Here is a 16,754-nt window from a genome sequence, read left to right on the forward strand (position 1 = left end):
ATCGCGACAGATCTGGATGAAACTGACGCGAAGGAGTGGGTATAGCGAATTCCTGCTGAATGTCTATCAGAAATGGAGAGAGGTAAGGTAAAGAACAAATGTTCGAATATTGATGTCCAACGTCACTCCCTGTGCTTTTTTGTCTATTTTTTTGGTTTGCACACCCAAAAAAGAGATTTGTTTCATTTTCAGAAATAGAGATGACATAGGTCATAAGCACAAAAAGGGTTTTATGGATTATACATCCATAAAAATTACAACAAAATCAAAGTCAATTTCAATTCATCACGGATTCAGGTAGAATTCTAATATCAATTCTAATAGCTATCCTTCTATTGACTGGTTGTTCGGTATCCGATAATAAGTATAAAGCAGTATATTTTACAACTGAGGATTCTTCATTTATCAGTACTAATGAATTGAAAGAACATAATGTATTAGAGTTAAACTCTTTAGAAGAACTAAAATCAAAAGTAGATGAATTGGATTATAAGATGGGAATTTTTATAGATAAAAGTGTATTAGATGATGAAATTATTACCAAGAGTCTTAATACATGGTTATTAAAACAAAAAAACTACCCCATCATAGTAGTGGGGTATGGAAATCCTACATACGTTTATTTTAAAAAGTTAGTATTTACAGATGAACAATATATTCCAAATTTTGATGATGAGACATACGAAAAATTTAGAAAACAAAAGGGGTATAGTTTTGCCTATATTGGTAATAGTGGTAAAATATATGGAAAAGGTTATAAAGAAGAAATTAATATTGATAAAATGTTAAATGTAGTAAATCAAGCCTTAAAAGGTGAAAAGTTTGTTGAAAAAATGATGGAAAGGTAGGTAAAAAATGAATAACTTTTTTTTACAAAATTCCTGCTCGATCAATTTAAATTTCTTAATTTATATACATAATCTATACGAAAACTATCATAAATCACATAAAACTTCTAAATTTCCTTGGTTACCGTTGAAAGAAACTGCGCTATTGGATTATAACGAAATGAATATGAAAGCTCGGAATTTATGGACAGCTATCTTTGATTCTTATGATATGAATGATAGAGTGGACTTAGAATGGTGGATTAATAATAAGTTTCATTACTATGATTTATTTAAAATTGATCATGCAGGAATGAAACTTTATGAAGATATTAAAAAATCCTTCGAGTCTTGGTACTGGGGAATTGGTAAACATATGTGTGATATATTTTCTCATGATCTTGTAGAGAACTACTATAAAGAATTAGTGGTTATGACGGAAAAAAAAGACTTGCAGTTAAAAAATACAACTTTTTATTTACAAGTGGTTTATAATGCGCCGCCTGTTAGTTGGAAAAATAAAAACGAAAAAATGATAATCATATCTCCTGAAACAAAACGACCAACAGTAGATGAATTATATGACGCATTGTTCAATTAGTTAAAAACTTGTTATGAATGCATAAATGCACATATAAAAAGCCTACCATCTTGTAAATCATAGAGAGTGACCAAAAAAGTTTCCAAGGAGCAGGAACTATTATAATTTTCAATTTATTATATAAATTTAAATAAATTGAATTTGATGTTTCATCTTTTCGAATTTTTCATCAAAGGACCAAGTTGTTTTTCGACTGACGGAAGCAAGTCATAGACTTGTCTCCGTCAGTCGAAAAAACTTATAACAGATTTATGACCGGTTAGAAGCCGAATCTTCAAGTTAAGCAATTGAAGCATTATCTAATGAATGGCTTCTTCTTTAGAGGTGTTATTTTCACCTGTTATGGTAATTTTGTGTAGTTTAGTCGCAACATCTATTCTAATCAAGGAATCGGTTCATGTCTCTCTTTTTTGTTAATTTATGTTAATAAATTTATTCGTGTAATTATTTAATACTCTCGGAGGGATTATATGTGTGAAGCAGCAGTAGAAGTCAAAAATTTAACAAAAAGAATTGGAAGTAAAACAATAATCAAAGGGCTTGACTTTGAAATATATCCAGGTGAAATTTTTGGTTTTTTGGGACCAAATGGTGCTGGCAAAACAACAACTATACGTATGATGGTTGGGTTAACGAAGATAACCGAGGGTGATGTGATAATTTACGGAAAAAGCATTAAAAAACAGTTTAAGGAAGCTATTGCTCAAGTTGGGGCAATTGTTGAGAATCCGGAAATGTACAAATTTATGAGCGGTTGGAAAAATTTACTTCACTATGCTCGCATGACACCAGGGGGAGTAAATCAAGATAAAATTGAGGAAATTGTACATTTAACTGGATTAGAAAATGTAATACATAAAAAAGTCAAAACTTATTCGCTAGGAATGCGTCAACGTCTAGGATTAGCTCAGGCTCTATTGCACGAGCCATCAGTACTCATACTGGATGAACCTACCAATGGACTAGATCCTTCGGGAATTTATGAAATTAGAAGTTATCTAAGAAATTTAGCTCGGGAAAAGGGATTAACAATATTTATTTCAAGTCATCTCCTTTCAGAGGTAGAAATATTGTGTGACCGTGTTGGTATTATAAAAAATGGTGAGTTAATTAGTGTTGACTACATAAATAACTTTGTAAATGCAGGAAACGAAACTAAAATAAAGCTACAGTTGCAACCAATTGATGAAGCTTTACGGGTCTTGGAACAAAAGTTCAATTTATCTGCTATAGTTAACGAAAATAATATATTTGTTCAAACTAATAAGGAAAACGTACCTTTAATTGTTAATGCCCTCGTGGAGCACGGAATCGATGTATATAATGTTAATATAGCTTCGGCCACACTAGAAGATAAATTTCTTCAAATGACGGGAGATGGTACTATTGAGTAATTTGTACAATTTTATTAATTTAGTTAGAAATGAAAATATGAAACTCTATCTTCAAAGATCAAATCAGGTAATGATGGTTCTTCTTATTATTTTTGTAATTGCTGGAGCGATAATTGTTACTATTGGTAGTAAGCAACATGATGAGTCGGAAAATCTTCACTGGAAAACAGATTTAAAAGAGTATAATGAACATTTGGAAAAATTGGCAGTCGAACATCCTGAATTAAAACAATCGTATATGAAAGAGATTGCATTAAATACATACCGAATCAATCATAACCTAAAGCCTATCTCTGACGACAATATTTGGTCGTTTGTTAAAGATATGGGTGGGGGTCTTTCATTGGCAAGCATCTTTACAATAATAGTAGCTGCAAGTTTTTTAACTAATGAATTTAAATGGGGCACTATAAAATTGCTACTAATTAGACCTTACTCGAGAACTCAAATTTTACTTTCTAAGTATCTTGTTATACTAATTTACGCGTTAGTACTTCATGTATTGTTATTTATTTCCTCTTGGTTCATTGGAGGATTATTCTTTGGTTTTGAGGGAGCTGGACAACCATATTTGAAATATCAGGATGGTAAGGTTATAGAAATTAACATGATTACTTACGTATTATCTCAATATGGAATTGATAGTATAAAACTACTGATGATGGCTACATTTGCTTTTATGATTTCTTCAGTTTTTAGAAATATTTCTTTATCCATAGGATTATCAATAACCCTCTTGTTAGCTGGAAATTCAATTACAATGTTATTTAACCAATTTTCGTGGGCAAAATATACCTTATTCACTAATCTAGATTTAATTAGTAAGTATTTTTCAGGAGATTCATTTGGAGAAGGTACAACTTTATTGTTTTCGTTACTTATCATATTGGTTCATTATATATTTTTTATTGGTGTAACATGGTTTTCTTTTACATATAGAGATGTGGAAGTTTAATGGCTCTTCACCATAATTGGATGTTTCGATAGCCATATACCCGTCGTTTGCTCCGTTTTATTTTATTATTTGTCCCTTCCATGATGCCGTTCGAATAAGGGAAAAGGACACACGGAAGTAATGCTTCTCGTCGAGTAACAAGCGTTTTGGCAATATTTTTCACCACAGCATAATCATTAAAGAGATACCGATCAAGCCATTGCTTTAGGCGAATATTCGCCTGCTTCTTCGTTTCACTTTTGAGTATGTCACGAAGATGTTGAAGCGATTGGTACAAATGACGTAACGGAGCGTCTTCTTGACACCACTCTCGTACTTTTTGTCGTTCTTCTTCCGTAAGATGTTCCGGGCGTTGACTAACCAGCCGAGTGACATAAAAATGATCCATGATATGAGTGGCATTCAGGTACGTTTTTTCAATCGCCTTGCTCATCGCAGGGGCAAGGTCACTCACAACATCGGTGATCGTTTCCACAAAGAGTTGAAGAGCCTCCATAACGGCATCTTCGTTTTTCCCTTCGACAAATTCAAGAACTTGCCCTGTTGATGCATCCATGACGGCCGTTCCGTAATCATGTCCTTTTCGAAAGGCGAACTCATCAATGCAAACAACGGAAGGAGTAGAGGTCGATACCATCTCAGAAGCATACCGATAAAACCATCGCTCGACGGTCGTGTAGGCAAGTTGAAAAAAGCGAGCAACTTCTTAAATGTTTTTTCCGACACACGATTGAGCGATCCAACGTTGAAACTTGAAACGATTCTGTTGCAATGCTGTGATCAGGAATCCCCGGATAGGACAATGTAAACGTAAGATGACAAGTCCGGCAACGTCGTCGTTCATGAGGAAGCTCAATCCAAAATAAGCCAGTGGAATGGCAATACCCATGAATCTACTGGCGCTTCTTCGATGACATTTTCGTCGTACGTCCGAAACAAACAGGGCAGATTGGACAACCAGGCGCAGGAGAAAGTTCGAAAATCCAGCGGTCTCCTTCTCTTCGTTCACCTTGAATATGAAAGTCTGGTAAAGCAATCAAATCTTTGATAAACGGGGATAGCAAGCGAACTTTCCTCCTTCGTTACGGTTTGTTCACCTTTCCCATACAAGAAATTTCGCACTTTTTGTACCCTTCTATACCCAAAAATATTTATTGTCAAGTACACGTTGTGGTGATGACCTTAATTTTAGTGAAGTATTAGTGAAGAATTAAAATAAATGAAGTAAAAAACACATAATTTTGATGTATATATAAAAGAGAAAAATGGGTGAATTTGCTTCAAGGAGTTCACTTCTTCACTGTATGCCCATAAACTATGTTGAATCCGCTTTTTGCGGTTAAAAATAAACTATGTTGAATTATACAAGTAATTCAGCGGCTTTTGCGCGGAATAACCCAACATAGTTGCTCTTATGTTGAATAAAAATGATATTGCAGCAAACTAAGCTAATTCCTAACTATCTACGAACTTATAAAACCGATAATCAATTTTAAGCCGCTTATTAAGCCCGTAGAGCGTTTTTTAAATCAGGGGGATATAAAACCATTACCCCAATGTTTAAAACGCGCTATACGCCAATTTTAGAGGGCATTTTTGATTGAGGATACTAAAAATGATTATGTTTTCACCAAAATTAAGGAAAAGGGAGTACCAAATCGTGACGGAGTAAAGTTTGTTTACCCCATCGTGCCTTATCCTTCCATTCTGGAATTTTTGGACACATAAAAAAAGGGTAACTATTCAGCCACATCATAAAGTGAGCTGAATATTTTTTGCTTTTCCTGTCCATGATGTGAATATTGATAGACAAGGAGGTGAATCGCATGTTGACGGTACAACAAGCTGTATTTACAGTTGAAAGCTTAATCAGCAAAGTCCAACAACAAAAGCAGTTCATTACTCACCAACAACAAGTCATTGAGCAACTGTTGAAAGAAAACAAACAGCTACGCAAAGAAAATGAACAACTGAAGTACCGTGTTCAAGAGCTGGAAGCACGCACGAAAAAAAACAGCTCCAATAGCCATTTGCCCCCGTCTTCTGACCGTTTTCACACCCATTCTTCTCGCAAGCCATCTGGCAACAAGCCAGGCGGACAAGAAGGTCATCAAGGAACGACGCTCCGTCAAGTGGAACATCCACATCATCGTGTCGTCCACCGTGTGCATACGTGTCAAGGATGTGGGGCTTCTTTGCGTGAAGTCAAACCGTTCAAAGTCGATATCCGTCAAGTGTTTGATGTCCCTCCTGTGGCGATCGAGGTGACACAACATGAACGTGAAGTGAAATCCTGTCCACATTGCCGATGTGTTCAACAAGCCGAATTCCCATCCCATGTCACGAATCATGTGCAATACGGTCCACGGCTCACGGCGCTCGCTGTTTATTTACATCATATCCAATTGATCCCGTACAAGCGTTTAAGTGATACAATCGAAGCGTTATATCAACACTCGATTAGTACAGGAACCCTTGCCAATATGGTGAAACGAGGACGCGAATCGCTGGAATCAAATATGGACATCATCGAAGACGCCTTACTTGAATCCAACATCCTGCATGTCGATGAAACAAGTTTGCGCATCAATGGGAAACTCGCATGGGTGCATGTCGCGTGTACATCGAAATATACGTACTTGGCTCCTCACGTTTCTCGTGGAAAGAAAGCGACTGATGATATTGGGATTCTTCCCCGATATGAAGGGACGATGATGCACGATGGATTCGGTACGTATCCAAAATACACGCAAGCCACCCATGCCCTTTGTCACGCCCATCATTTGCGTGAGTTAAAAGGCTTCATCGAACAAGGGCATACATGGGCATCGCGCATGACGACGTTTCTGTTAGCCGCCAAACAGGCCGTCGAAGCTCATCACGGTGCGCTTTCCGAAGAAGAAGCGAAACGATGGGAACGAGTGTATGATCGCATCCTAGAAAGAGCACAACACCGATTGGAAACGGCGACGCCTCTTCCGAAAAAAGCACTCGCTTTTGTTCGACGCCTTCAAAAACGAAAGGAAGAAGCGTTGCGTTTCTTACGTGAAGTGCATGTTCCCTTTGACAACAACCAAGCCGAACGCGATCTTCGCATGGTTAAAGTCAAAGAGAACATTTCGGGTACATTTCGCGAAGAAACATTCGCCCAGTCTTTTTGCATCACAAGAAGCATCATTTCCACACTGACGAAACACGAAAAAAACGTGTGGGATTCGTTATGTCTTCTGTTGACGGGCGAAACGATAGATCGTGTTCTTTTTACCACTTAGGGCATTTTCTATTACGGGGATGCCCTATTTGTGTTGCGCTCCTTTACATACTACTATCGGGATGAATAGTTACCAAAATAGAAGTAAAAACTCGTTAACTATTATTTTCTTAATGATAGTACCCAATTATTATGGTTAATAATTGAGTACTAATCCAACAATTCTATTTATATTTATTCCATCCTTTGATGAATCCTCTAATAAGCAAATAACCGTCTCCAACAGCGCTTATTGGTATTGCAGCTTTCAATCCAGCACGTATCGCAACTTTTAATGCTATTTTTCTTGCATTTTGTAACATAGTTCTTGATCTTCCTAAATGCTTTACAGCTTCTTGTGCAGATTTGCTATAACTTATTTTATAAGCTTCACGTCCCTTTGCTATTCCTGCCCAAATGCTATATACATGCACTTTAAAGTAATGACTTCTGTATGAACACCCTTTTCCATGGCTATACTGCTCCTAAATACTCATGTGTAAAAGGAGCGGAAATGACATGAAACGTCTTAAAATTACAAATGATCACGGTTGGACGCCTCGAACACTTCGGAAACAAGAACGGAAAATCAAAGATGCTTCGCTTCGCGTTCGGGTGACCGCTGTTCGTCTCGTCATGGAAGGTCATCTTGGCAAAGATGTGGCCAAAATGGTCAATCTGTGCCGTCAATCTGTTGCCCTCTACGTTGCACGTTTTAATGAAGGAGGGCTCGATCATCTACTCGATCGTCGGTTGCCGCCTGGTCGCGTGCCATTTCTGACGGAAGAACAACAACAAGAAATTAGACAACTCGTGTTAACTACTACACCTGCGGATGCTGGCTGGGGCATTGCTTCATCATGGAACACGCGTATTTTACAATCCTACATCCAACATACCTATGGCGTTTCGATGTCACGTGAAGGCATTCGTAAGTTATTGCATCGTCTTCGTTTGTCATGGACACGTCCGACGTATAAGCTTGTGAAAGGGAATCCAGAACATCAAGCTGCTTTTCAAAAGGAACTCGAATTTATAAAAAAAAACTAATCACCGAGAACGTCACTATGTTTTATGTGGACGAAACGCATGTTCGTGCGTATCAAGCGCTTCGTACGACATGGGCAGAAGTAGGAAATCAAAAACAAGTGCCAAGCTATGGTCACCACGCCCACGTTTCTATTTTTGGCGCCGTCGATGTTCAACAAGGCGATGTAGTGTTTCATCGTGCATCATCCGCCAATGCCGAAACCTTCCTCTACTTTCTGCGCCGATTGAAAGAGAAATATGCCGATCGATTCCTCGTGCTTGTGTTAGACAATTCGCGTATTCATCATGCCAAGATGGTACAAGCCTTTCTTGATGGCGAGGAAGGCGATGCTTTTCATTTCATCTTTTTGCCACCGTATTCCCCACAGTTGAACCCGATTGAACGGCTGTGGAAGTGGTTGAAAGATGAAGTGATTGCCAACGTTTTTCACAAGGATCAAAACGATATTGCCCAATCCATTACTCGTTTTGAACAGTACGTTCTACAACACCCGGATGAGGTGTTGCGTCGCATCGGGTGTACTGCGTAAATCAGAGGTTAAAATGTCAATTTGGATGTATATAGTAAATATCCAACTGGCATTATCCCATCCTATATAATTTGCTAACCAAAATTTTATGGCGTATTTGAGTGCATACTGAACACGCTTGTTTATTGATATGTGTCCACTTGGATCAATATAAGTTACTGGTCAATATAAGTTACTGGGGTGTTTTTTCCATAAGCATATTGATTCAAACTCTGCGGATCATCCTCAAACCCATGGAACGTATCCCTTGTAATAAACCGACCAATATTAGCATCATAATAACGTGCCATGAGATAGTATAATCCAGTTTCTTCATCATAATAATAACCCGCATAACGGTATGGGTTGGCTGATGCCATCGCGCCGGTTTTGGAAAGAATATTCCCCCATGCATCGTATTGATATTCCGCTACAACGTTTCCGCTTGCATCCGTTAATGCCGTAACATCCCCATGACCGTTGACATGATAATAGTAAGTTACTCCGCCTTTGGTCATCGTGATTGGGTGATCATATGCGTCCCACGTATACTCCGCCACGATGTTGTTGTTTGCATCTGTTTCATATAGCACTTGGTTCGAGTCGCCATCGTAGTGATAATAAATGGTTCCGTTTGATGTGGTTTTGTTGATCCGTCTTCCAAGCTGATCGTACGTGAAAGACGCGATGGTTGTACCAGATACATTTTTTACTTCAATGAGACGGTTGTCATCATCGTACACAAATGTCTTATTGCCGTTGTTCGTTAAATTGCCATTGGCATCGTACGTGTACGCTTGTCCGTTGACCGCTGTTAATTGGTCGGCGGCGTCATACGTGTATGTTGTAGTAGTCGTCGTTCCATTATTTACGATTTTCTTCGTACGGTTCCCCACAGCATCGTATTCGTACGTGATGGTCGTCCCGTCTGCTAGTGTTTCTTTTGTCAACTGATTCAACGCATCATATTGATACGTGATCGTTCCATTGTTGGTTTCCACACTGGTAATGTTGCCATTGGCATCATAGCTGTAGTTGAAGTAATTTAAGACATTGCCGTTCGCGCCAAAGTTTTTAATCGATTTTAACTGGTTGGCATCATTATACTCGTAGGCGGTATAGGTGCCATTCGCATGGATTATCGAACAGTGCCAGGCACTGTTCGCCAATATCGATTCCCGCTTTGATCGCTGCTCTTCTGCTTTCCACCGCGCTGCATAAGTCCGGCATGTTGCCGGGATGAGCCGCTGTTTTCATGTATAAATGCCGCCGCTAATCCGGAATCATAACTTCAAAAACCGGATAACGGAGGAACAAGATGAAAAAACGGCTCGCTTTTTGCTTTTCGCAGGGCTCTTCTCCTTGCAGTCCATTCATGCTTTGGCCCGCGATGAGTGGATCGAAATAGCGAAAAAGTTTATACCACCCAACACTGTTCTTGCAGATCCCGAATCGATCGAGCTGTATGATTTTGATCAAGACGGGCGCAACCAAATCGTGGCGACATTCCAACTTCAAGCGGGCGAACCGCCTTCCCGCTCCAAATTCGGAGCGATTGCATTGAAAAAACAGAGGCAGGCTGGCAAAAAGTATGGAAGACCGAAATAGTAAATGACTCCGCCTTTCGTCATCATCACTAGGCGGCCCATATATATTGCACTACCATTTTTTATTGGCACCCGCTTCGTCACATAAACCAAGTGACAGATACTCATCCTATAAAACACCCCCAGCTGCATTTTACGCAGTTGGGGGATTCTATACAATATTATTTCATAAAAGACAAGTGCCCGCTCCTAATTTCTTGGTTTACCAATCCGATAATTTTAATAACTTATATACTTCCTTATCATGAAAGTCTGATTCAGAAATTTGTAATATATCTATAAGTCTCTGAATTCCCCCTATCCACATGCGATCGTCATCCTCAGCTGCTTTTATTAGCGAAGCCTCTATATGTGGAACTATCACACTTTTATCTATACTCTTCAATATCTCTATCGCTGTAGGGACACCAGGCCAATTCATATCTTGCATTAACTCTATTAAGCAGGGTATCGCCAGCCTATTTCGTGGGTATCCAATTTTATTTAAAACTTTAACCGCATTCTCCCAACAATGCTTCTCGGTATCTTGTATTAACAAAGGAGTGTATTCATCATCAATTGTTGTTAACTCCCTTATTGCAGATAGTTGAACTTCTTGGGGCATATTCCAACTCAAGTTTTTCATCAATCTTTTAACTTCACTAAGTTCCATTAAAATTCATCTCCTACTATTTAACTTTCACAGAAAGGGCCTGCAATAATTTTGTGTACTCATGTGGTCTAGTATTAGCATTTTCCCTTGAGTTTATCCATCCCTGCATTTTCTTCATATTTACTGGTCTCACTGACACATGAGTTTTACCATCTTTTATTGCTACTAGTTTTCCTGTTGCATTAATGGCCTCAATAGTAGTTGCTGTATATGGTCCAGATAAAGGCTTTACTGTAGTATAGGATAGCCCACTAACATCTTTTGGTCTTGGAGTTAAATTAGTGCCGTTTCCACTTCCAGTACGATAAATAACTGTTGGGGTTTTCCTATTAAATTTACGTTCTAAAACACTGACTATCTCATTTGCTGCAACATATGCAATCACTATTGCGGTTGCCTCAACAGCGGCTGCTGTTAGCCATGAAATTGATACACCTGCTAATGGAACTAAAAGAAAAGCGAAGTGACCATTTATATCCACATATATAACAGGATTATTTTTAGTGTAAACATATTGATTTATACTAAGCGGCTCATTTTCAAACCCATGGAACGTATCTCTTGTAATAAACCGTCCCATATTCGCCTCATAATACCGCGCCATTAGGTAGTATAGCCCGGTTTCTTCATTTCATAAGTTTTTTAGAACCAACTTTCTAATTTCTTTAGTTTACCGAACCTACGGTCATAACTTTGCCTTGCAATAAGGTTATTGTAAATTTCAATTGCTTTTTCTTTTTGGTGTGCGTAAATATAGGCTTTTATAACATCAATATACTTTTTATTGTATAAGAATTTTTCCTGTGATATTAGCTCAAACGCTGTATCAAAATAGGTAACGGCGCTTTCGTATTCCATTTGTTTGAATTCAATGAATCCAATTTCTAGATTAATGCTGGCTTTTTCAATATTGGACAATGACTGCAGTGTAAGCGCATCTTTTAAAATATCTTTTGCCTTATTTTTATTCAACAATACTGCATCATAAAGCGTCGCTCGATCAATGTAGTCATTATAAGATGTAGGCTGCTTTAAAAAACCTTTATACATCCACCATAGAACTAAAGAGAATCCTAAAATGCCCAATAACTGATGAACATCCAACTGCGAGTCCCCCTTACCGATCAAGATGATAGGGGCAATCCAAAAGATTCCCCCCTTTTCAATAATACTCACTTACCAAGTATCAATTAAGTTGTGCAATTTCTTTTCTACCCTAGTTATTGCGTTATCAATGGATCTTCCTACTGGTATTGAATCAAACCAACCCTCATAATTTAATAATTTATTTCCAGCAGTCATCAATTTAGTTGCTATTCCGCCAGCTTCACCTAATAAGTACCCTCCAATTCCACGCTTGATAAAGCCAATTATTGATTTCTTTAATACGTATCTCTCAAGCATTGTAAAGCCATATTTAGCAGCTTTGTAGGCTATCCCCCCTCCTATAGCTCCCCCGAAGAAAAGGAACGCGATATTAGTTAAGGTATTTGCTCTAAAATCATCTGCCAAACTTTTAACAATCCTATGGAACGAAGATTTCATAGATGCTTTCCAAGACCAATGGCCATTTGGATCGATGTACTGTATAGGATCGTTTTTAGCGTATGCGTACTGATTCCAACTCTGCGGATCGTCCTCAATCCCATCGACTGTATCTCTCGTCAAGAACCGTCCCACATTCGCCTCATAATACCGCGCCATTAGGTAGTATAGCCCGGTTTCCCCATCGTAATAATACCCGGCATAACGGTATGGGTTCGCTGTTGCCATCGCACCGGTTTTGGACAGAATGTTACCCCATGCGTCATACTCGTATTGGGCGACGACATTTCCGCTTGCGTCCGTCAATGCGACGACATCTCCATGACCGTTCACATGATAGTAGTAAGTGGCTCCGCCTTTTGTCATCGTAACCGGGCGGCCCAATGCGTCCCACGTATATTCCGCTGTGATGTTGTTGTTGGCGTCTGTTTCATCCGATAAACTAAGTAATACGTATCATTCCCTAAAAACAGATCCATGATGCCAATACTAGCATCATGGATATTCATTACTTAGAGAAATGGACGAGCCATTCCATATATTCCAACTACAACACATAATAATCCGCCAACAAAATACAAAATTTTAATAAGCCAAAAATTAAAAGATATAGGCAATGGGGTTATATATTTAAGACGACTAAAAGTTTTGCTATGAAAAAATCTTTGTCGTGTTGTGTAAAAAAACATCCAAATCCCAAAAATTCCAACTGAAAAATTAAATATAGACCAGTAAAAATCCTCCTCCATTAAATTCTACTCCTTTATTTCATTATATTTTATAACCATTTTTTATATTTTTCATATATTTTTTTTACATAAGGCTTAGCAGTTGCCCATAAAATTCCTACATTGTTACTGTAGATGAGCAATTTTCATTACAACATTTTCCATTAACAAAGAGACAAACAGGGTACCCCTTAGGCGACATGGAGCTGTTTTTTGACAACATCAATGGCAATATCTTGCTTCGCCGCGTTGTAAATGAACTCAATCAGGCTATGTCCTTTCCGAGTCCGAAGAAGGTCCAGCCCGGCAGAGATGTCTTTGTTGGGATTCCGCTATGCTGTACACGCAAGCCAACAAAACGGTCACCCCATACCGTTTCACCGCCCGAATGTGACGAACGCGGTATCCATCCAGCTTCAGTTGCTCTTTCGCCTGCCAGAAAAAGCATTCGATCGTCCAACGCTGGGCATCGTAACGCAAGATCTCTTCATCGCCTAGCTCCCGATCGGTGCTCAAGACGACATGGAAATGTTCCAGCGTCATCGGCTGATCCGACTTCCAAGACAGCAGCACCAATACGTCATCGAGGCCATGGATCGCCCCCTCATAGCGATACACGCGGTAACGCTCCTGACCCATCGTGACGAGGCGGGTGTCTTTTGGCTCGATATGGCGGGCAAACGACTTGGCTTGGACCCCGATGCCTTTCGGGTAGAGAATCCGGTTCGTCTTGAGCATCGCGATGACATGGAATCCCTGTTTCAGGCAGGCTTCGATGAGTTCCTGGACGGATACCATGAATCCATAAGCACATACACCGGACGAGCCCGTTTTCCTTTGAGCGAGGAAAGCATCTCGATCGCCAGGTCCATTTTGCTTGTTTCCGCCTTCTTGTCATACAAGCGGAACGCGAACGGAAACGCTTGCGTGAAGGTGTGCACCATCAGCCAAATGAGCGAATGCCCCCAGACCATTTGATGATCTTTATGGGAGTAATGCCAATCACATCCTTGAATGACGTGCGTGGCCCGTGACGAAGGCTTCGTTTTTTGGCAAATCGTATCATCAATTGAAAGGAAAAGGGGCTGATTCGTCCGTTTGGCTAGGCGTTCGATCTGGCGAAGAACCCACTCTTGAAGCTTCTCAAGCAGCCTTTCCTCGTTCCAAGGGCTTTTCGTGAAAAAGTGGCTGAGCGTGGTTCGATGATTCGGATGAAAACTCCAGTGATGGACATCGGTCAACGTTCCCGAAAATCTCTTGGTAGTCAAGGCATCGACAAGGTGTAACTGCTAAACTAAAGTGGACAGTTTCCGACAAATAAAATTGGACACTTATTTACCAAAAATCTTCTTAACATCTAATATAGAGATTGACATTCTATTTAGTTGTTAGGAGGAACGGAAAGGTGGATAAGTGGGAAGTGTACATGGAAATTTATCAACTCTTAAAACAGGGATTTAGTAAATCAGCAGTGGCAAAGAAATTAAACATCTCTCGAACAACTCTATATCATTACTTGCAGCGTTCGCCAGAGGAGATGACAAGTTGGTTAGCTTCCACCAAGCAAAGACAAAAAAAGCTTGATAGGTATCGAGAGAAGATTTTGTATTGGATTCAGCAGCATCCAGATATATCAGCATCCCAAATACAAGATTGGCTTAAGGAGGGAGATCCTAACCTTTCGGTTGGAGAGAGTACGGTACGCCAATATGTGAGGCAGTTGCGCAAAGAATGGAAGATCCCAAAAGAAATATCTTATCGTCAATATGAGGCAGTACCTGATCCACCCATGGGACAACAAGCACAAGTCGATTTTGGACAAATACGTGTGAAAGATCAACAAGGAAAAGAGGTGCAATTATATTTTATCGCTTTTGTTCTTTCTCACTCACGTTACAAGTACAAAGAGTGGTTGAATCGTCCTTTTACGACAAGGGACGTGATACAAGCCCATGAACGAGCGTTTGAATGGTTTGAAGGCATTCCGCATGAAATCGTATATGATCAAGATAATCTGATCGTTGTAAGTGAGAATGCAGGGGATCTTATTCTAACAGCCGAGTTTGAAGCATATCGCAGAGAACGAAATCTAACGCTCCATGTGTGTAGAAAAGCAGATCCAGAAAGTAAAGGAAAAATTGAAAATGTGGTAGGCTTTATTAAACATAACTTTGCCAAACATCGCACCTTTTTGCATCTAGATTTATGGAATGAACAAGGGAGGGAGTGGTTAAAACGGACGGGAAACGGGAGAGTTCATAATACAACAAAAAAGAGACCGGCCGATGTGTTTGAACAGGAAAAGACACATTTACGACCCATCTCTACATGTTTGGATTCGGCTTGCGCCGAAGCATCTACCCTTACGAACAGTATAACAAGAACGGTAAGAAAGGACAATACGATTTTATATCAGTCAAATCGATACACAGTACCGTGTGGTACGTATGCACCATTTGGGAAAACCGTGCAAATCGTCATCAAAGAAGGAAAAGAGTTATGGATATACGATTCTGAAACAGGAAAGCATTTAGGAAAACACCATATAGCCGAAGGGAAAGGGAGACTCATTCAAAATCGTAATCACTTACGTGATCGTACAAAAGGAATTGAGGCTTATATCGATAGAGTAACCGAACAATTTGAGCAACCGGAGGTGGCGAGAGAATTTTTAGCGTACATTCGAAAAAAATATCCACGATATATACGAGATCAATTACAAATCATCCAGGCTCAACTGGCTCAGCATCCTCCATCTATTTGTAGTCAAGCTCTACATCAATGTATGGAATTACAGTTGTATAGCGCCTCAGAGTTTACAGACGTCATCGGTCACCTCAAACGCCAAGCACCATTGAACAAAAACGATGAGAACGTCCAGCTGCGTCCTGTCCAAGCATTGCATGAAGAGAGTCATTCTGTATTGCGGGCACAAGCCACAAAACGAGATATTCAAGAGTACATTCACATTTTGGAGGGGAAAAGAAAATGAGCCAGTTGACGAACGTGCAGGAGCTTTTGCGAGCATTGCATTTAACAGAGACAGCCTCTTACCTATCGACATTGTTGAAGCAAGCTGAAGGAGGAGAATGGACATACTTAGGTTTTTTGCATGATGTGTTACGTTATGAACAACATCGGAGAGAGGAAAAATTAAGGGAAAGACGTTTCAAGTGGGCGTCTTTCCCATACCACAAAACATTAGATGAATTTCAACTTGAGGAGCAACCAGCATTAACGAAGAGGCAGTTTCAACAATTACGGGAACTTGTTTGGTTGGATCAGCTGTTTAATTTGATTTTACTAGGACCGCCAGGTGTCGGCAAAACCCATTTAGCTATTGAGTCAGTCAAGACTTTGTGGAGAACATTTTTTCGGTTCACTACGGGTGTTGTCAATCACTAGTTAGCGAACCATTTTCAGGAATTGATATCGTAAGCGCTTTTGGACTCTCATCCCTCATCTTGAAGTGATGATATTGTATTCCATTTTTTTACACCCAACCAAAATCCCGAAGCGCCGACAACGCTTGATGGATCGGCGTCCCGGATGACCGCTGCAGACACGGTAGATTCTGACGCACCACATCTGCCCACAACCGTCCTGCCTTCCGTTTGGCCTGTTCAACCCGCTTGG

The 16,754-nt window shown here is 39.6% G+C and carries 17 protein-coding genes and 3 pseudogenes; 10 read left to right on the forward strand and 10 right to left on the reverse strand.

Annotated features, from left to right (window positions below; genetic code table 11):
• Positions 1 to 419 precede the first annotated feature (419 nt).
• The 4 genes from LH47_RS11540 to LH47_RS11555 all read left to right on the forward strand — a co-directional run bounded on the left by LH47_RS11540 (position 420) and on the right by LH47_RS11555 (position 3,777).
• Positions 420 to 848, forward strand: coding sequence for a hypothetical protein (locus LH47_RS11540; protein WP_043967665.1), 429 nt, complete (start codon positions 420 to 422; stop codon positions 846 to 848).
• A 160-nt stretch (positions 849 to 1,008) separates the two neighbouring features.
• Positions 1,009 to 1,428 carry a hypothetical protein gene (locus LH47_RS11545; protein ID WP_152619622.1) on the forward strand — a complete coding sequence of 140 codons (420 nt, stop codon included), beginning with the start codon at positions 1,009 to 1,011 and terminating at the stop codon, positions 1,426 to 1,428.
• A gap of 470 nt (positions 1,429 to 1,898) precedes the next feature.
• On the forward strand, positions 1,899 to 2,822 hold the full coding sequence (locus tag LH47_RS11550) for an ABC transporter ATP-binding protein (RefSeq protein ID WP_043967669.1): 924 nt from the start codon (positions 1,899 to 1,901) through the stop codon (positions 2,820 to 2,822).
• Positions 2,815 to 3,777: an ABC transporter permease gene (locus tag LH47_RS11555; RefSeq protein ID WP_052585045.1), complete on the forward strand. Its 963-nt coding sequence runs from the start codon at positions 2,815 to 2,817 to the stop codon at positions 3,775 to 3,777. The genes LH47_RS11550 and LH47_RS11555 overlap by 8 nt, the downstream gene beginning before the upstream one ends.
• A 7-nt stretch (positions 3,778 to 3,784) precedes the next feature.
• On the opposite strand, the pseudogene LH47_RS17290 reads toward LH47_RS11555, so the two are convergent.
• Positions 3,785 to 4,841: pseudogene (locus tag LH47_RS17290) on the reverse strand (transposase).
• A 762-nt stretch (positions 4,842 to 5,603) separates the two neighbouring features.
• Between LH47_RS17290 and tnpC the strand changes: the two are divergent.
• Positions 5,604 to 7,049 carry an IS66 family transposase gene (tnpC, locus tag LH47_RS11565; protein ID WP_043967673.1) on the forward strand — a complete coding sequence of 482 codons (1,446 nt, stop codon included), beginning with the start codon at positions 5,604 to 5,606 and terminating at the stop codon, positions 7,047 to 7,049.
• A gap of 163 nt (positions 7,050 to 7,212) precedes the next feature.
• Here the strand turns inward: tnpC and LH47_RS11570 are convergent, their stop codons facing one another.
• Positions 7,213 to 7,461, reverse strand: coding sequence for a hypothetical protein (locus tag LH47_RS11570; RefSeq protein WP_043967676.1), 249 nt, complete (start codon positions 7,459 to 7,461; stop codon positions 7,213 to 7,215).
• Positions 7,462 to 7,546: 85 nt separating this feature from the next.
• Here LH47_RS11570 and LH47_RS11575 point away from each other — a divergent pair, with 85 nt between their 5' ends.
• Together LH47_RS11575 and LH47_RS11580 are read left to right on the forward strand one after the other, a co-directional pair.
• A complete protein-coding gene (locus tag LH47_RS11575) occupies positions 7,547 to 8,077 on the forward strand; it encodes a helix-turn-helix domain-containing protein (RefSeq protein WP_042536414.1) in 531 nt (176 codons plus the stop codon).
• Between the two features lie 17 nt (positions 8,078 to 8,094).
• Complete coding sequence (locus LH47_RS11580; RefSeq protein WP_032101752.1) at positions 8,095 to 8,607, forward strand: IS630 family transposase; 513 nt, start codon at positions 8,095 to 8,097, stop codon at positions 8,605 to 8,607.
• A gap of 155 nt (positions 8,608 to 8,762) precedes the next feature.
• Here LH47_RS11580 and LH47_RS11585 read toward each other — a convergent pair whose 3' ends face one another.
• A complete protein-coding gene (locus LH47_RS11585; protein WP_052585046.1) occupies positions 8,763 to 9,587 on the reverse strand; it encodes an RHS repeat domain-containing protein in 825 nt (274 codons plus the stop codon).
• A 361-nt stretch (positions 9,588 to 9,948) separates the two neighbouring features.
• On the opposite strand from LH47_RS11585, the gene LH47_RS11590 reads away from it, so the two are divergent.
• Complete coding sequence (locus LH47_RS11590) at positions 9,949 to 10,194, forward strand: hypothetical protein (protein WP_152619623.1); 246 nt, start codon at positions 9,949 to 9,951, stop codon at positions 10,192 to 10,194.
• Between the two features lie 201 nt (positions 10,195 to 10,395).
• Here the strand turns inward: LH47_RS11590 and LH47_RS11595 are convergent, their stop codons facing one another.
• The 6 genes and pseudogenes from LH47_RS11595 to LH47_RS11615 all read right to left on the reverse strand — a co-directional run.
• A complete protein-coding gene (locus LH47_RS11595) occupies positions 10,396 to 10,845 on the reverse strand; it encodes a DUF5071 domain-containing protein (protein WP_052023561.1) in 450 nt (149 codons plus the stop codon).
• A 16-nt stretch (positions 10,846 to 10,861) separates the two neighbouring features.
• Entirely contained in the window at positions 10,862 to 11,425 is a 564-nt protein-coding gene (locus LH47_RS11600) for an RHS repeat-associated core domain-containing protein (protein ID WP_043967682.1), read from the reverse strand.
• A gap of 62 nt (positions 11,426 to 11,487) precedes the next feature.
• Complete coding sequence (locus LH47_RS11605; RefSeq protein WP_014196707.1) at positions 11,488 to 11,949, reverse strand: hypothetical protein; 462 nt, start codon at positions 11,947 to 11,949, stop codon at positions 11,488 to 11,490.
• A gap of 72 nt (positions 11,950 to 12,021) precedes the next feature.
• Positions 12,022 to 12,756, reverse strand: a complete 735-nt coding sequence (locus LH47_RS11610) for an RHS repeat-associated core domain-containing protein (protein ID WP_025039238.1) — start codon at positions 12,754 to 12,756, stop codon at positions 12,022 to 12,024.
• Positions 12,757 to 12,902: 146 nt separating this feature from the next.
• Positions 12,903 to 13,139: a hypothetical protein gene (locus LH47_RS16090; protein ID WP_021321627.1), complete on the reverse strand. Its 237-nt coding sequence runs from the start codon at positions 13,137 to 13,139 to the stop codon at positions 12,903 to 12,905.
• Positions 13,140 to 13,309: 170 nt separating this feature from the next.
• A pseudogene (locus LH47_RS11615) lies at positions 13,310 to 14,404 on the reverse strand (IS701 family transposase); the annotation flags it as partial.
• A gap of 140 nt (positions 14,405 to 14,544) precedes the next feature.
• On the opposite strand from LH47_RS11615, the gene istA reads away from it, so the two are divergent.
• A complete protein-coding gene (istA, locus tag LH47_RS11620) occupies positions 14,545 to 16,110 on the forward strand; it encodes an IS21 family transposase (RefSeq protein WP_006324140.1) in 1,566 nt (521 codons plus the stop codon).
• Complete coding sequence (locus tag LH47_RS11625; protein ID WP_043967686.1) at positions 16,107 to 16,523, forward strand: ATP-binding protein; 417 nt, start codon at positions 16,107 to 16,109, stop codon at positions 16,521 to 16,523. The genes istA and LH47_RS11625 overlap by 4 nt, the downstream gene beginning before the upstream one ends.
• 88 nt (positions 16,524 to 16,611) lie before the next feature.
• Here the strand turns inward: LH47_RS11625 and LH47_RS15385 are convergent.
• Positions 16,612 to 16,754: pseudogene (locus LH47_RS15385) on the reverse strand (UPF0236 family protein); the annotation flags it as partial.

Origin of the sequence: Anoxybacillus thermarum (assembly GCF_000836725.1) — a bacterium.
GTDB classification, from domain to species: Bacteria; Bacillota; Bacilli; order Bacillales; family Anoxybacillaceae; genus Anoxybacillus; species Anoxybacillus thermarum.

What these genes read in the sequence shown, in the direction of transcription:
- LH47_RS11625 (WP_043967686.1), top strand. Translation starts at nt 16,107, where the DNA reads ATGAGCCAGTTGACGAACGTGCAGGAGCTTTTGCGAGCATTGCATTTA.
- LH47_RS11545 (WP_152619622.1), top strand. Translation starts at nt 1,009, where the DNA reads ATGAATATGAAAGCTCGGAATTTATGGACAGCTATCTTTGATTCTTAT.
- LH47_RS11550 (WP_043967669.1), top strand. Translation starts at nt 1,899, where the DNA reads ATGTGTGAAGCAGCAGTAGAAGTCAAAAATTTAACAAAAAGAATTGGA.
- LH47_RS11575 (WP_042536414.1), top strand. Translation starts at nt 7,547, where the DNA reads ATGAAACGTCTTAAAATTACAAATGATCACGGTTGGACGCCTCGAACA.
- tnpC (WP_043967673.1), top strand. Translation starts at nt 5,604, where the DNA reads ATGTTGACGGTACAACAAGCTGTATTTACAGTTGAAAGCTTAATCAGC.
- LH47_RS16090 (WP_021321627.1), bottom strand. Translation starts at nt 13,139, where the DNA reads ATGGAGGAGGATTTTTACTGGTCTATATTTAATTTTTCAGTTGGAATT.
- LH47_RS11600 (WP_043967682.1), bottom strand. Translation starts at nt 11,425, where the DNA reads ATGGGACGGTTTATTACAAGAGATACGTTCCATGGGTTTGAAAATGAG.
- LH47_RS11580 (WP_032101752.1), top strand. Translation starts at nt 8,095, where the DNA reads ATGTTTTATGTGGACGAAACGCATGTTCGTGCGTATCAAGCGCTTCGT.
- istA (WP_006324140.1), top strand. Translation starts at nt 14,545, where the DNA reads ATGGAAATTTATCAACTCTTAAAACAGGGATTTAGTAAATCAGCAGTG.
- LH47_RS11610 (WP_025039238.1), bottom strand. Translation starts at nt 12,756, where the DNA reads ATGACAAAAGGCGGAGCCACTTACTACTATCATGTGAACGGTCATGGA.
- LH47_RS11595 (WP_052023561.1), bottom strand. Translation starts at nt 10,845, where the DNA reads ATGGAACTTAGTGAAGTTAAAAGATTGATGAAAAACTTGAGTTGGAAT.